Annotated in this window: 11 protein-coding genes; all 11 read left to right on the plus strand. The window is 73.3% G+C overall.

Translation table 11 applies throughout. The features are described from left to right. The first annotated feature begins 260 nt into the window (after positions 1-260). Positions 261-1,067 carry an indole-3-glycerol phosphate synthase TrpC gene (gene trpC / locus AGRA3207_RS34840; protein WP_231331484.1) on the plus strand — a complete coding sequence of 269 codons (807 nt, stop codon included), beginning with the start codon at positions 261-263 and terminating at the stop codon, positions 1,065-1,067. A 98-nt stretch (positions 1,068-1,165) separates the two neighbouring features. Beyond that, positions 1,166-2,383: a tryptophan synthase subunit beta gene (gene trpB, locus AGRA3207_RS34845; RefSeq protein WP_231331485.1), complete on the plus strand. Its 1,218-nt coding sequence runs from the start codon at positions 1,166-1,168 to the stop codon at positions 2,381-2,383. Continuing rightward, positions 2,380-3,192 carry a tryptophan synthase subunit alpha gene (trpA, locus tag AGRA3207_RS34850; protein ID WP_231331486.1) on the plus strand — a complete coding sequence of 271 codons (813 nt, stop codon included), beginning with the start codon at positions 2,380-2,382 and terminating at the stop codon, positions 3,190-3,192. The genes trpB and trpA overlap by 4 nt, the downstream gene beginning before the upstream one ends. Before the next feature lie 122 nt (positions 3,193-3,314). After that, a complete protein-coding gene (locus AGRA3207_RS34855) occupies positions 3,315-3,806 on the plus strand; it encodes a vitamin K epoxide reductase family protein (protein WP_231331487.1) in 492 nt (163 codons plus the stop codon). A gap of 58 nt (positions 3,807-3,864) precedes the next feature. Next, positions 3,865-4,641 (plus strand): DsbA family protein, encoded by a 777-nt coding sequence (locus tag AGRA3207_RS34860; RefSeq protein WP_231331488.1) that lies wholly within the window; start codon positions 3,865-3,867, stop codon positions 4,639-4,641. A gap of 132 nt (positions 4,642-4,773) precedes the next feature. Beyond that, positions 4,774-5,580, plus strand: coding sequence for a DsbA family protein (locus tag AGRA3207_RS34865; RefSeq protein ID WP_231331489.1), 807 nt, complete (start codon positions 4,774-4,776; stop codon positions 5,578-5,580). Positions 5,581-5,591: 11 nt separating this feature from the next. Beyond that, positions 5,592-6,884 (plus strand): prolipoprotein diacylglyceryl transferase, encoded by a 1,293-nt coding sequence (gene lgt / locus AGRA3207_RS34870; protein WP_231331490.1) that lies wholly within the window; start codon positions 5,592-5,594, stop codon positions 6,882-6,884. A gap of 12 nt (positions 6,885-6,896) precedes the next feature. Further along, positions 6,897-7,601: a VIT1/CCC1 transporter family protein gene (locus AGRA3207_RS34875; RefSeq protein WP_231331491.1), complete on the plus strand. Its 705-nt coding sequence runs from the start codon at positions 6,897-6,899 to the stop codon at positions 7,599-7,601. Between the two features lie 70 nt (positions 7,602-7,671). Beyond that, positions 7,672-8,469, plus strand: a complete 798-nt coding sequence (locus AGRA3207_RS34880) for a hypothetical protein (RefSeq protein WP_231331492.1) — start codon at positions 7,672-7,674, stop codon at positions 8,467-8,469. 100 nt (positions 8,470-8,569) lie between these two features. Further along, positions 8,570-9,565 (plus strand): hypothetical protein, encoded by a 996-nt coding sequence (locus tag AGRA3207_RS34885; protein ID WP_231331494.1) that lies wholly within the window; start codon positions 8,570-8,572, stop codon positions 9,563-9,565. 307 nt (positions 9,566-9,872) lie between these two features. Continuing rightward, positions 9,873-14,456, plus strand: a complete 4,584-nt coding sequence (gene gltB / locus AGRA3207_RS34890; RefSeq protein ID WP_231331496.1) for a glutamate synthase large subunit — start codon at positions 9,873-9,875, stop codon at positions 14,454-14,456. The last annotated feature ends 1 nt before the right edge of the window (position 14,457 follow it).

Consider the following 14,457-nt stretch of genomic DNA (forward strand, 5'->3'; position numbering starts at 1 on the left):
ACCTCGACCACGGGGTTCGAACCCCGGCCACCGGTTACGGGACAGGCACGCGGAGCGAGCGCAAGCGAGCGCAGCGGGCATGCCCGGCGCGCCGCGTCCCCGCAATGGAGCGAGTGCAGCGAGCGGAATGGAGGCGACCCGTGCCGCGCAGCCGGGGGTCTGGGCGTCGCCCCCCAGGAAAACAGGGTCGGCCCTCCAAACGAAATCCGCTGCGGCTACGATCGGTGCACGGAACGACCTGAAATAGGGGGCCTATCACCTTGAGCGTGCTGGACGAGATCATCGAGGGCGTCCGGGCCGATCTCGCGGACAGGCAGCGAGAGGTCCCGCTCGACGCACTCAAGGAGAAGGCGGCGGCCGCTCCGGCTCCGCGGGACGCGCTCGGCGCGTTGCGGGGGCAGGGGGTGTCGGTCATCGCCGAGGTCAAGCGCAGCAGCCCGTCCAAGGGGGCGCTCGCCGCCATCGCCGACCCGGCGGCGCTGGCCCGTGACTACGAGGCCGGTGGCGCGCGGGTCATCAGCGTGCTGACCGAGCGGCGCCGATTCGGGGGGAGCCTGGACGATCTGGCCGAGGTGCGCGCCAACGTCGAGGTCTCCGTCCTGCGCAAGGACTTCATCGTCACCTCCTACCAGCTGTGGGAGGCACGCGCGTACGGCGCGGACATGGCGCTGCTGATCGTCGCCGCGCTGGAGCAGGACGCGCTGGTGTCGCTGGTGGAGCGCGCCGAGTCGATCGGGCTGCTGCCGCTGGTCGAGGTGCACACCGAGGAGGAGGCGGCGCGCGCGGTGGACGCGGGCGCCAGGGTGATCGGCGTGAACGCGCGTGACCTGCGGACGCTCCAGGTCGACCGCGGGGTGTTCGCGCGGGTCGCGCCGCTGATCCCCAAGGACGTCGTCAAGATCGCCGAGTCGGGGGTGCGGGGGCCGCACGACCTGCTCGCCTACGCCTCCAGCGGCGCCGACGCGGTGCTGGTGGGGGAGAGCCTGGTGATCGGCAAGGACCCGCGGGCCGCCGTCGCCGACCTTGTCGCCGCGGGCGCGCATCCGGCCCTGAGGCAGGGAAGTTGACGGCCGTGCCGGTGGAGCCGCTGCGGGAGCGATGGCGGGCCCATCCCATTTCCCGCTGACCGGATCGGCCCCTACCTTCGACAGGACGCGTTTCTCCCATGACCATCGATACCTCTGCCGTGCCCGATGAGACGGGCCACTTCGGCCCGTTCGGCGGGCGGTTCGCCCCCGAGGCGCTCATGGCGGCGCTGGACGAGCTCACCCGCGAGTTCGAGACCGCCAAGCGCGACCCCGGCTTCGTCGCCGAGCTGGACGGCCTGCTCGCCGGGTACGCGGGCCGCCCGAGCCTGCTGACCGAGGCCCGGCGCTTCTCCGAGCACGCCGGGGCCCGGGTGCTGCTCAAGCGCGAGGACCTCAACCACACCGGCTCCCACAAGATCAACAACGTGCTGGGGCAGGCGCTGCTGACCCGGCGGATGGGCAAGTCCCGGGTCATCGCCGAGACGGGGGCGGGCCAGCACGGCGTCGCCACCGCCACGGCGGCGGCGCTGCTCGGGCTTGAGTGCACCGTCTACATGGGCGAGGTCGACACCGAGCGGCAGGCCCTCAACGTCGCCCGCATGCGGATGCTCGGCGCCGAGGTCGTCCCCGTGCGGACCGGCAGCCGGACGCTCAAGGACGCGTGCAACGAGGCGTTCCGCGACTGGGTCGCCAGCGTCGGGCACACCCACTACTGCATCGGCTCGGTCATGGGCCCGCACCCGTTCCCGATGATGGTCCGCGACTTCCAGCGGATCATCGGCGAGGAGGCGCGGCGGCAGTGCCTGGAGCTGACCGGCGCCCTCCCCGACGCCGTCGTCGCGTGCGTCGGCGGCGGGTCCAACGCGATCGGCGCGTTCCACGCGTTCGTCCCGGACGAGTCCGTCCGGCTGTACGGGTTCGAGGCGGGCGGGGACGGCGTGGACACCGGCCGGCACGCCGCGACCCTCGTCGGCGGTTCCCTCGGCGTGATCCACGGCATGCGCACCTACCTGCTCCAGGACGACGACGGGCAGACCCAGGAGACGCATTCGATCTCGGCGGGGCTCGACTATCCCGGTGTCGGCCCCGAGCATTCGTGGCTGCGCGACTCCGGCCGGGCCGAGTACCGGGAGATCACCGACGCGGAGGCGATGGAGGCGTTCGCGCTGCTGTGCCGGACGGAGGGGATCATCCCCGCGATCGAGTCGGCGCACGCGCTCGCGGGAGCGCTCAAGGTCGGCGCGGAGCTCGGCCCGGACGCCACCGTCGTGGTGTGCCTGTCGGGGCGGGGCGACAAGGACATGCACACGGCCGCCGGCTTCTTCGGCCTGGTGCCGGAAGGAGCGGGCGAGTGAGCGTCCGCAGCGCCTACGACAAGGCCCGCGCCGAGGACCGCGCGGCGCTCGTCGGATACCTGCCCGCCGGTTTCCCCACCTTCGACGGCGCCGTCGAGGCCGCGAAGGCCATGGTGGACGCGGGCTGCGACGTCATCGAGATCGGCCTGCCCTACACCGACCCGATGATGGACGGGCCCACCATCCAGGACGCCGTGCACCAGGCGCTCGTCGGCGGCGTCCGCGTCGCCGACGTGTTCCGCACGGTCGAGGCCGTCGCCGCCACCGGCGCGCCGACGCTGGTGATGACCTACTGGAACCCCGTCGACCACTACGGCGTGGACGCCTTCGCCCGCGACCTCGCCTCCGCGGGCGGCACCGGGCTGATCACGCCCGACCTGACGCCGGAGGAGGGCGGCGCGTGGCTTGAGGCGTCCGACGGGCACGGCCTCGACCGGGTGTTCCTCGTCGCGCTCAGCTCCACCGACGAGCGCATCGAGACGATCACCGGCGCGTGCCGCGGGTTCGTCTACGCGGCGTCGCTGATGGGCGTGACCGGTGCCCGCAACGCCCTCGACACCGGCGCGCCGCGGCTCGTGGAGCGCACCCGGGAGATCATCGCCCGGAGCGGCGCGGAACTGCCGGTCGGCCTCGGCCTCGGCGTCGGCAACGGCGCCCAGGCCGCGGAGGTCGCCGGGTTCGCCGACGGCGTCATCGTCGGCTCGGCGTACATCCGGCGGCTCCTGGACGCGCCCGACCTCGCCTCCGGCGTGGCCGGGGTCCGCGCGCTCACCGAGGAACTCGCCGCCGGGGTCCGCAAGGGCCGCTGAGAGGGTTTTACGTCCGTCCGGGAACTCGCCGCGGCCCCTACCAGGTTGTTGCTTGTGACGCCCGCGCTCTCCCGTAGGGTGTGTTCGCCGAAGCAGCGAGGCGGGCTCCCGGAAGGATCGTGATGACGCAAGAGATGACGGCCGGGGAGCGGGACGGGACGGCGCCCGGCCCGTCCCGGCCCCTCTGGTTCCAGGCCGTGGCCTGGCTGCTGACGATCATCGGGTTCGGGATCTCGGTCTACCTGACGATCTCGCACTACGACGAGGGCACGCTGGTGTGCTCGGCGTCCGGGACCGTGGACTGCCACGCCGTCACCACCAGCAAGTACTCGACGCTCGCCGGGATCCCGATGCCGCTGCTCGGCCTGGCGTTCTTCGTCGCGTTCGCGGCGCTGATCAGCCCCTGGGCGCTGCGGTCGCCGTGGCCGCAACTGCGGTGGGCGCGGCTCGCGGCCGTGTCCGCCGGCGTGCTGATGGTCGTGTACCTGGTCACCGTCGAACTGGCGATCCTGCACAAGATCTGCCTGTGGTGCACCGGGGTGCACGCCGTCACCGTGCTCCTGTTCTTCCTGGTCCTGTTCGACGAATTCCAGCGGATCGGTCACGTCGACTAATCTCGCCGGAACCCGCGCCGCGCGGCAGTCGCGGCCCCCACCCATAGGAGATCGACCCATGAGCAAGGCCGCACGAGAGCGGTCCGCGCGGGAGCGCCTGGCCGCCGAGCGCAAGCGGCAGGCCGCGCGGCAGAAGCAGCGGCGGCTGCTCGCCATCGTCGTCGGTTCGGTGGTCGCCGTCGCGGTGATCGTCGTCGCGGTCGTCATCGTGATGGACCAGCGCGACAAGAACGGCCGCGCCGAGGTCCACCAGGGCGCGGTCGCCCCGCTCAGCCGCGACGCCGACGGCTCCATCGTGATGGCCAAGCCGGGCGTGACCAAACCGGTGCTGGAGATCTTCGAGGACTTCCAGTGCCCCATCTGCAAGCAGTTCGAGGAGAGCAGCGGCAAGACCGTCCTGCAGCTGGCCGCCGAGGGCAAGGTCAAGGTCGTCTACCGGCCGTTCCACCTGTTCGGCCAGCAGAAGGACCCGGTCAAGATCAACTCGCTGCGCTCGGCGGAGGCCGCGCTGTGCGTGCCCGCCGACAAGTGGATCTCCTACCACGACGCGCTCTTCAAGTTCCAGCCCGCCGAGGGCTCCAAGGGCTTCTCGCCCGACGACCTCGTCAAGTGGGGCAAGGACGTCGGTGTCACCGACCCGAACTTCGAGAAGTGCGTCCGGGACGAGCAGAAGAAGCCCCAGGTCGACGCGATGACCAAGTACGCCCTGGAGACCCGCAAGGTCGAGGGCACCCCGACCGTCTTCCTGGACGGCAAGCCCCTCGACCTGCAGAGCCAGCTCATGAACGGTGACGCCCTCAAGGCGGCCGTCGCCGCCGCGGGCGGAGGCAAGTGACGCGCTGAGGTCCGTTCGCTCCAGCGTCGCCGCGCCGCGCCGTCCCACCCGGGACGGCGCGGCGCCGCCGTTCCGGGGGCCCGTGCTCGTACGCTGCGTAGCGAACCGATGACGGGCCGAAACGAGGGACCGATGAGCAAGGCCGAAGGCAAGGAGAGCGCGCGCCACCGGCTCGCGGACGGCGGGGCGCGGGCGGCGGCGCGGGGGCGGCGCAGGCGCGCGCTGGTGGTCGTCGCCGGGACGGTGGCCGTCGCCGCCGCCGCGGTCGCCGCCGTCGTGATCGTGGTCGGCGGGCGGGAGGGCACGGCGATCGGGGACTACGAGGGCGCCCTCGCACCAGCCGTCCGGCAGTCCGACGGATCGATCGCGATGGCGCAGCCCGGGGTCACCGGCCCCGTCCTGGAACTGTACGAGGACTTCCAGTGCCCGGCCTGCCTGGCGCTGGAGGAACGGCAGGGCGGCACGCTCAAGGAACTCGCCGCGCAGGGCAAGGCCAAAGTCGTCTACCGGCCGTTCCAGCTCTTCCAGCAGGACCCGCTGATGTCCAACTCCCGGCGGGCCGCGAACGCCGCCGCGTGCGCCCCCGCGGACCGGTGGGTCGAGTACCACGACACCCTCTACGCCCACCAGCCCGACGAGGGCGACACCGGCTTCACCAACCCGGAGCTGATCACGTGGGCGGGGGAGTCCGGCATCACCGGCGCCGACTTCGCCGACTGCGTCAACGGGGCCGAGCGGATGGAGACGGTCGAACAGGTCACCGCGCACGCGGGGAAGGCCGGGGTCAACTCGACCCCGTACCTGGCGCTGGACGGCAGGAAGGCCGGAGACGACGTCCTCGGCTCGCCGGACGCGCTCCGCGAGGCCGTCGCGGAGGCCGGGACGGGCGCGCCGGATTCCCGCGGCGGGAGTGCCACGGGGACCGCCGTGACGCGGTAACGTTCACGCCCATGCAGCCGCTCGCCTCCATCCCGAGTCCCTCGCAGGGCGTCTGGCACCTCGGGCCCCTCCCGATCCGCGCCTACGCCATCATGATCATCCTTGGCATCGTCGTCGCCGTGTGGCTCGGCGAGCGGCGCTGGGCCGCCAAGGGCGGCACGCCCGGGGTGATCGTCGACGTGGCGGTGTGGGCGGTCCCGTTCGGCCTGGTCGGCGGGCGCCTGTACCACGTCATCACCGACTACCAGCGCTACTTCGGTGACGACGGTGACCCGGTCAGGGCGCTGAAGATCTGGGAGGGCGGCCTCGGCATCTGGGGCGCCGTCCTGCTGGGCGCGGTCGGCGCGGTCATCGGCTGCCGCCGCCGCGGCATCTCGGTGCTGGCCCTCGGCGACGCGGTGGCGCCCGGGATCGCGCTCGGGCAGGCCATCGGCCGCTGGGGCAACTACTGGAACCAGGAGCTGTACGGGCGCCCGCTCGACGCCTTCTGGGCCCTGGAGATCGACCGGGACCAGCGGCCGCGGCTGTCCGGCGACGGCCTCGCCCCCCTCGACCCGAAGTACGCCGACGTCGCGACCTACCACCCGGCGTTCCTGTACGAGTCGCTGTGGTGCGTCGGCGTCACGATCTTGGTGATCTGGGCCGACCGCCGGTACGGGCTCACCCACGGCCGCGCGTTCGCCCTGTACGTCGCCGCCTACACGGTGGGCCGGTTCTGGATCGAGGCGCTGCGCATCGACGACGCCCACCACTTCCTCGGCATGCGGCTGAACGACTGGACGTCGATCGTCGTCTTCCTCGGCGCCGTCGCCTACCTCTACCTGGCCCGCGGCAAGACCGGCGTGGAGAACGTCGGCCAGGTCCCCGCGGACGGCCCGTCCGGCACGGCGGCCGGCCCGGAGCCGGAGAAGGCCGAGAAGGACCAGGACGACGAGGGCGGCCAGGAGGGCGAGGAGGCCGGGAAGGACGAGGCGGAGCAGGAGCCGTTCGAGAAGCCGGATCCGGACGAGACCGAGACCGAGCGCCCCGAAGCGCAGCAGGCCGGGGCCGGGGCCGGGGAGCCCGAGGCCACCGAGCCCGAGCCCAAGGCCGCTCTGCCCGAGCCGGAGCCCGAGCCCGAGTCCGCGCAGCCCGAGCCCGGGGGGCCCGGGGAGTCCGAGACGGGCGCCGCCGTGGGCACCGAGGACGAGGACGCGGCCCCCGAGGGCACCGCCGGGTCGCGGACCGGGGATGATGAGGGCGATGACGCCCCCGGCGCGTCCGGCGGCGCGGGGAAGGGAGAGCCCGTCAAAGACGGGAAGTAGGAAGCGGCAGAGGTGTCCGGGACGAGCGAGCACCACCACGAGCACCGCGATGTGAGCGGCGGGTGGCTGCGGCCCGCGGTGTTCGGCGCGATGGACGGCCTGGTGTCCAACTTCGCGCTGATCGCGGGGATCGCCGGCGGGCACGCGAGCCAGAAGGTCGTCCTGCTGGCGGGCCTGGCCGGGCTCGCGGCGGGCGCGTTCTCGATGGCGGCGGGGGAGTACGTCTCCGTCGCGTCCCAGAGCGAGCTGGCGGCGGCCGAGATCGAGGTGGAGCGGCTGGAGCTGGCCCGCCACCCCGCGGCCGAGGAGCGCGAGCTCGCCGAGGTCTTCGAGGCGCGCGGCGTCGACCCCGCGACGGCCGCGGAGGTCGCGCGGCAGCTGTCCCGCGACCCCGACGAGGCGCTGGAGGTGCACACCCGTGAGGAGCTCGGGGTGACCCCGGGCGACCTGCCCTCACCGGTCCTCGCGGCGGTCTCGTCGTTCCTGTCGTTCGGCGTGGGCGCGCTGCTGCCGGTGCTGCCGTACCTGCTGGGCGGCGCCAGCCTGTGGCCCGCGGCGGCGGTCGCGGCGGTCGGGCTGTTCTGCGCGGGGGCGCTGGTGTCGCGGGTGACCACCCGCGCCTGGTGGTACGGCGGGCTCCGGCAGCTGGCGTTCGGCGCCGCCGCGGCCGCGATCACCTACGGCGTCGGCGCGCTCATCGGCGGTAACGGCGTCTGACCCTCGATGAACCCGGATGAAACGCCCTTTTGGCCACGCGGGGGCCCGCGGGACCGCTAAGCTCCGGGACGTGATCGAGGCTCGTGACTCAGGTTCCCCAGGGGCCGCGCCCGAAGGCGGGCGGGACTTCTGGCCCGCCGACAGGCCGGAGACCGGCCGCAAACGCCCGAACCCCAAGATCCTCTACGGCGGGGCCGCCCTGGTGGCCGTCGTGGTGGCCGCGGTCGCGGCCATGGTGCTGCTGGGCGGCGGGGACGGCGGGAGCGCCCCGAAGAACGTCCTCCCGACGGCCTACACCCCCGACTTCAGCGGCGAGGGCTTCACCCGGATCGCCTCGCGGGACGCCGACAAGCGGCCCGTCACCGAGGCCGAGGCGCTCGGCGGGGACGCCAAGAGCCTCACCTCCGGCAAGTACACCTTCACCCTGGCGGCCTCGAACCTCACGGGCGACTGCAAGAGCGTGACGTGGGGCGCCCGGCTCCAGGGCGACCTCGCCAAGTACGGCTGCTCGCAGGTCCTGCGCGGCGCGTACGTGAGCTCCGACAAGAAGTACGTCGGCCAGTTCATCGTGGTCAACCTCGCGAGCGAGGAGGGCGTCAAGCAGGTCCAGCGCGACCTCGACAAGGCCACCGGCGCGGGCTGGGTGCGGCCTCTGAACGCGCCCGGCGTCCCGGCGTTCGGCGCCGGGTTCAGCGCCGCCTACGCCAAGACCTACGGCCACTACGCCGTCATCACCTGGGTCGAGCGGGCCGGGGGCGTCCAGCCAGCCTCGCTGAACGAGATGATCGACGTGAGCCTGGTGATCGAGAAGCCCGCCGACTTCGTGTGGGGACGCCTCGACCTCGCCGGCGGCGGGCAGCGGCGGTGACCGATGCGCGCGGGGGCGTGCCACCCGCCCCCGGCGGGTAGTCTGCCCCGTCGTGGATCCCGATGACCCCCGCCGCGGACGCGGCCCCCGCCGAGCCCCGGTGAGCCGATCCGGCCGGGGACGGGCCGCCCCCCGCCGGAACCCGGGACGGGCCCCCGGCCGGGCCCCTTCCCCGCGCGACGGCCTCCCGGAGGCCACCTACCCCGACCTCCCGCACACCCCGCGGCCGTCCGCCAAGGGAACGAAGCGCCCTGGCGGGCGCGGCTCCGCGGTGGGGCGGAACGAGCCACGCGGCCGTGGCGCCGCACCCGTCCCGGACGGCGGGCCCGAACCCCGGCGGCGGACCAGGGCGCCTGGCCCGAGGGCCTACTTCTGGGCGGCCGGGGCGCTCATCGCCGTCGGGGCCGCCGCGACCGGCGGCGCCGTCCTGCTCCGGGACGGTGACGACCCGGTCGCCCGGCGCGCCCCCGCCGCGGTCCTGGGCGCCGCCGCGAGCAGCGGCCCCTCGCCCGCCTCCTACTCCAGCTCGCCCACGTCCGCGGCGTACGCGGGCATCGCCCAGCGGACCGCCGACCCCGCGCCGCTGACGGCCGGTGAGGCGTTCCCGTCCTCCGCGGAGAGGACGACCGTGCCCGGCGGCGTCTCCCTGACGCTGCGCGCCAGGCGGGTGGACGGCGACTGCACCGCCGCCGTGTGGGGCGCGACCGTCGCCGGGGACCTGAGGCGCGGCGGGTGCACGCAGGCCGTCCGGGGCATCTACTCCGACACCCGGCGCGGCTACGGGCTGGCCGTCGCGGTGTTCAACCTGGCCGGCTCGGCGGACGCCGACCGCTTCGTCGATCTCCTGGACCGCACCCGCGGCGGCGGCTTCGTCCGCCCCCTGGAGGCCCCGGCGCCGCTCGCCTCGTTCGGCCGGGACTTCGGGATGGCGCGCGGCCTGGCCATGGGCCACTTCGCCGTCGTCTCCTGGGCGCAGCGCCTGGACGGCACGGGCGACGAGCGGGACGAGACGCTGCTGTCGCTGCTGATCGAGGGCGGCAAGGCCCCGGCGGTGCTCGGCCGCGCGGCACGCGCCTCAGGCCGCCCCTCGTCCTGAGGGCCCGGCGCGGGCACCGGCCGGCCGGGAAATGAGCACATGTCCGTCCCCACAAGGTAAACATCGCCCTCCGGTGATGATCCTCACCAGGTCAGCGGCCGGGTGCCCTCGGCGCCGCCCGGTACCATGGTCTAAACCACTGGGAGATGACGCACAGCCGATCGCCGCGGATGAGTTTCGCGATCCGGTGCACACGGGCATGATCCCGGCAGTGATGTAATGTCATCTCACCGCAGCAGGGCCAACGTCGTCCCGGACTGCACTGACATCGACGCAGTGACACGACACGACGACGACGGGAGGGTTGATGGCTGCTGCTGCCCTCACACCTGCTGCCGGGCCCCCGGGCCGCCCCCGCCCCCAGGGGCTGTACGACCCGGCCAACGAGCACGACGCCTGCGGCGTCGGCATGGTCGCCGACCTGCACGGGCGCAAGAGCCACGACATCGTCCAGAACGCCCTGACCGTCCTGAAGAACCTGGACCACCGCGGGGCCGTCGGCGCCGAGCCCGACGACGGCGACGGCGTCGGCATCCTCGTCCAGATCCCCGACGCGTTCTTCCGCGAGGTGTGCGGTTTCGCGCTACCCGACGCCGGCGGCTACGCGGCCGGTATCGCCTTCCTGCCCGCGGGCCCCGGCGAGCGCGCCGCCGCGGTCGCCCACGTCGAGACGCTCTGCGTCGAGGAGGGCCTGACCGTCCTCGGCTGGCGGGAGCTCCCGCACGACCCCGAGTTCACCGGCCCCGCCGCGCGCCGGGTCATGCCGCACTTCGCCCAGCTGTTCGTCGCCCCCGCCGCCGGCGGCCCGCACGCCGGGAAGACGGGCCTGGAGCTGGATCGGGCCGTGTTCTGCATGCGCGAGCGCGCCGAGCAGGACGTGCCGGTCTACTTCCCGAGCCTGTCCAGCCGGACGATCGTGTACAAGGGGATGCTGACGACCCCGCAGCTGGAGCCGTTCTTCCCCGACCTGTCCGACCGGCGGTTCGCCAGCGCCATCGCGCTCGTGCACTCGCGGTTCTCGACCAACACCTTCCCCGCCTGGGAGCTGGCCCACCCGTACCGGTTCATCGCCCACAACGGCGAGATCAACACGGTGAAGGGCAACCGGAACTGGATGCGCGCCCGCGAGGCGCTGCTGGAGTCCGACCTCATCCCCGGGGACCTCTCCCGGACCTACCCGGTGATCGACATCGAGGCCAGCGACACCGCCTCGTTCGACGAGTGCCTGGAGCTGCTGCACCTCGGCGGGCGGTCGCTGCCGCACGCGGTGCTGATGATGATCCCCGAGGCGTGGGAGAACCACGCCGAGATGGACGCCGACCGCCGCGCCTTCTACGAGTTCCACTCCACGCTGATGGAGGCGTGGGACGGCCCGGCCAGCGTCAGCTTCAGCGACGGCACCGTCGTCGGCGCCGTCCTGGACCGCAACGGCCTGCGCCCCGGCCGCTACTGGGTGACCGACGACGGGCTGGTCGTGCTGGCCAGCGAGGCCGGCGTGCTGGACATCCCCGCCGCCAAGGTCGTCCGCAAGGGCCGGCTGCAGCCCGGAAAGATCTTCCTGGTCGACACCGCCGCCGGGCGGATCGTCGAGGACGACGAGGTCAAGGCCGAGCTGGCCGCCGAGCACCCCTACCGGCAGTGGCTGCACGAGGGCCTCGTCCGGTTCGAGGAGCTGCCGCGGCGCGAGCGGGAGATCCCGACGCACGAGACGCTCGTCAAGCGGCAGCAGACGTTCGGGTACACGCTGGAGGAGCAGCGGATCATCCTCGGGCCGATGGCCCGGACCGGCGCCGAGCCGATCGGGTCGATGGGCACCGACACCCCGATCGCGGTGCTGTCGAAGCGCCCGCGGCTGCTGTTCGACTACTTCAAGCAGCTGTTCGCGCAGGTCACCAACCCGCCCCTGGACGCGATCCGCGAGGAGTTGGTCACCTCCCTGCAGTCGACGCTCGGCCCCGAGGGCAACCTCCTCGCGCCCGGCCCGGACTCGTGCCGCCGGCTCGTCCTGCCCACCCCGATCCTGGACAACGACGAGCTGTCCAAGATCATCCATATCGACGACGAGGGCTCGCTGCCGCACCTGCACGCCTACGTCGTGCACGGCCTCTACGACGTCGCCGGGGGAGGGGACGCCCTGGAGGCGCGCCTCCAGGAGATCAACTCCGAGGTGGGCCGGGCCATCCGCGCCGGCGCGCGGATCATCGTGCTGTCGGACCGCGGCGCCGACTCCGCCCGCGCGGCGATCCCGTCGCTGCTGCTCACCGGCTCCGTCCACCACCACCTGATCCGCGAGAAGACCCGCACCCGCGTCGGCCTGGTGATCGAGACCGGCGAGGCCCGCGAGTGCCACCACATGGCGCTGCTCATCGGGTACGGCGCGTCCGCCATCAACCCGTACCTGGCCATCGAGACCGTCGAGGACCTCGTCCGCGGCGGCGGCATCGAGGGCCTGGAGCCGGGCGCCGACGAGGACAGGGCCGTCCGCAACCTCGTCAAGGCCTACGGCAAGGGCGTCCTGAAGATCATGTCCAAGATGGGCGTGTCCACGGTCGCCTCCTACACCGGCGCGCAGATCTTCGAGGCGATCGGCCTCGGCGAGGACGTGGTGGCGCGCTGCTTCACCGGCACCACCTCCCGGCTCGGCGGCGTCGGCTTCGGCGTCCTCGCCCGCGAGGTCGCCGAGCGGCACCGCCGCGCCTACCCGGCGGGCGGCAACGAGGCGGCGCACCGCACCCTGGAGGTCGGTGGCGAGTACCAGTGGCGCCGCGAGGGCGAGCCGCACCTGTTCAACCCGGACACGGTGTTCAAGCTCCAGCACGCCACCCGCACCCGCCGCTACGAGATCTTCAAGGAGTACACCTCCGCGGTCGACTCGCAGGCCGAGGAGCTGATGACGCTCCGCGGGCTGTTCAGGCTCAGGGAGGGCGAGCGCGAGCCGGTGCCGATCGACGAGGTCGAGCCGGTGTCGGAGATCGTCAAGCGGTTCTCCACCGGCGCGATGTCCTACGGCTCCATCTCCGCCGAGGCCCACGAGACGCTCGCCATCGCGATGAACCGGCTCGGCGGCAAGTCCAACACCGGCGAGGGCGGCGAGGACCCCTCCCGGTTCGTCCCGGACGAGAACGGCGACCTGCGCCGCAGCGCGATCAAGCAGGTGGCGTCCGGCCGGTTCGGCGTCACCTCCGAGTACCTCACCAACGCCGACGACGTCCAGATCAAGATGGCGCAGGGCGCCAAGCCCGGCGAGGGCGGCCAGCTGCCCGGCCACAAGGTCTACCCGTGGATCGCCAAGACCCGGCACTCCACCCCCGGCGTCGGCCTGATCTCCCCGCCGCCGCACCACGACATCTACTCGATCGAGGACCTGGCGCAGCTCATCCACGACCTGAAGAACGCCAACCCCGCGGCGCGCGTGCACGTCAAGCTCGTCGCCGAGGTCGGGGTCGGCACGGTCGCGGCCGGGGTGTCCAAGGCGCACGCCGACGTGGTGCTCATCTCCGGGCACGACGGCGGCACCGGCGCCTCGCCGCTGACCTCCCTCAAGCACGCGGGCGCCCCGTGGGAGCTCGGCCTCGCCGAGACCCAGCAGACGCTGCTGCTGAACGGGCTGCGCGACCGCATCGTCGTGCAGGCCGACGGGCAGATGAAGACCGGCCGCGACGTCGTGGTCGCCGCGCTGCTCGGCGCCGAGGAGTTCGGGTTCGCGACCGCGCCGCTGGTGGTGTCGGGCTGCGTCATGATGCGGGTCTGCCACCTGGACACCTGCCCCGTCGGCGTCGCCACGCAGAACCCCGTCCTGCGGCGGAGGTTCTCGGGCAGGCCCGAGTTCGTCGTCAACTTCTTCGAGTTCGTCGCCGAGGAGGTCCGCGAGTACCTGGCGGCCCTCGGGTTCCGCTCGCTGGACGAGGCGATCGGGCGCGTCGAGATGCTCGACACCCGCGAGGCCGTGGAGCACTGGAAGGCGGCCGGGCTGGACCTCGCGCCGATCCTGCACGTCCCGGACCGTCCCGCGGACGCGGCCCTGCACCGGGTCACCGCCCAGGACCACGGGCTGGAGAAGGCGCTGGACAACACGCTCATCCAGCTCGCCGAGGGCGCCCTCGCCTTCGGCGACGCCGTGCGGCTTGAGCTGCCGATCCGCAACGTCAACCGGACGGTCGGCACCATGCTCGGCCACGAGGTGACCAAGAAGTGGGGCGGCGCGGGCCTGCCCGACGACACCGTCGACGTGTCCTTCACCGGCTCGGCGGGCAACTCCTTCGGCGCGTTCCTGCCGCGCGGGGTGACGCTCCGGCTGACCGGCGACGCCAACGACTACGTCGGCAAGGGCCTGTCGGGCGGGCGGCTGACGCTGCGGCCGCACGCCGACGCGGCGTTCGCCGCCGAAGAGCAGATCATCGGCGGCAACGTCATCCTGTACGGCGCCACCTCGGGCGAGCTGTTCGCCCGCGGGGTCGTCGGCGAGCGGTTCTGCGTGCGCAACTCCGGCGCGACCGCCGTCGTCGAGGGCGTCGGCGACCACGCCTGCGAGTACATGACCGGCGGCCGCGCGGTCATCCTCGGGCGGACCGGCCGCAACCTCGCGGCCGGGATGTCCGGCGGCATCGCCTACGTGCTGGACCTGGTGCCCGAGCGGGTCAACGGCGAGATGGTGGACCTGGAGCCCCTCGACGAGGACGACCTGGAGTTCCTCCGGCCCCTGGTCGAGCGGCACCTCGCCGAGACCGGGTCGCGGGTCGCCGGGCGCCTGCTCGCCGGCTGGGACGGCGCCGCCGCCCGCATCACCAAGATCATGCCGCGTGACTACCGGCGCGTCCTGGACGCCATGGCCAGGGCCCGGGCCGAGGGACGCGACGTCGACGAGGCGGTCATGGCCGCCGCGCAGAGCTGAG

It is taken from the genome of Actinomadura graeca (assembly GCF_019175365.1).
In the GTDB taxonomy this organism is placed as follows: Bacteria; Actinomycetota; Actinomycetes; order Streptosporangiales; family Streptosporangiaceae; genus Spirillospora; species Spirillospora graeca.

Excerpts from the sequence above, each read along its gene's own strand:
- trpB (WP_231331485.1), top strand. The coding sequence starts at position 1,166 with ATGACCATCGATACCTCTGCCGTGCCCGATGAGACGGGCCACTTCGGC.
- AGRA3207_RS34855 (WP_231331487.1), top strand. The coding sequence starts at position 3,315 with ATGACGCAAGAGATGACGGCCGGGGAGCGGGACGGGACGGCGCCCGGC.
- AGRA3207_RS34860 (WP_231331488.1), top strand. The coding sequence starts at position 3,865 with ATGAGCAAGGCCGCACGAGAGCGGTCCGCGCGGGAGCGCCTGGCCGCC.
- AGRA3207_RS34865 (WP_231331489.1), top strand. The coding sequence starts at position 4,774 with ATGAGCAAGGCCGAAGGCAAGGAGAGCGCGCGCCACCGGCTCGCGGAC.
- lgt (WP_231331490.1), top strand. The coding sequence starts at position 5,592 with ATGCAGCCGCTCGCCTCCATCCCGAGTCCCTCGCAGGGCGTCTGGCAC.
- gltB (WP_231331496.1), top strand. The coding sequence starts at position 9,873 with ATGGCTGCTGCTGCCCTCACACCTGCTGCCGGGCCCCCGGGCCGCCCC.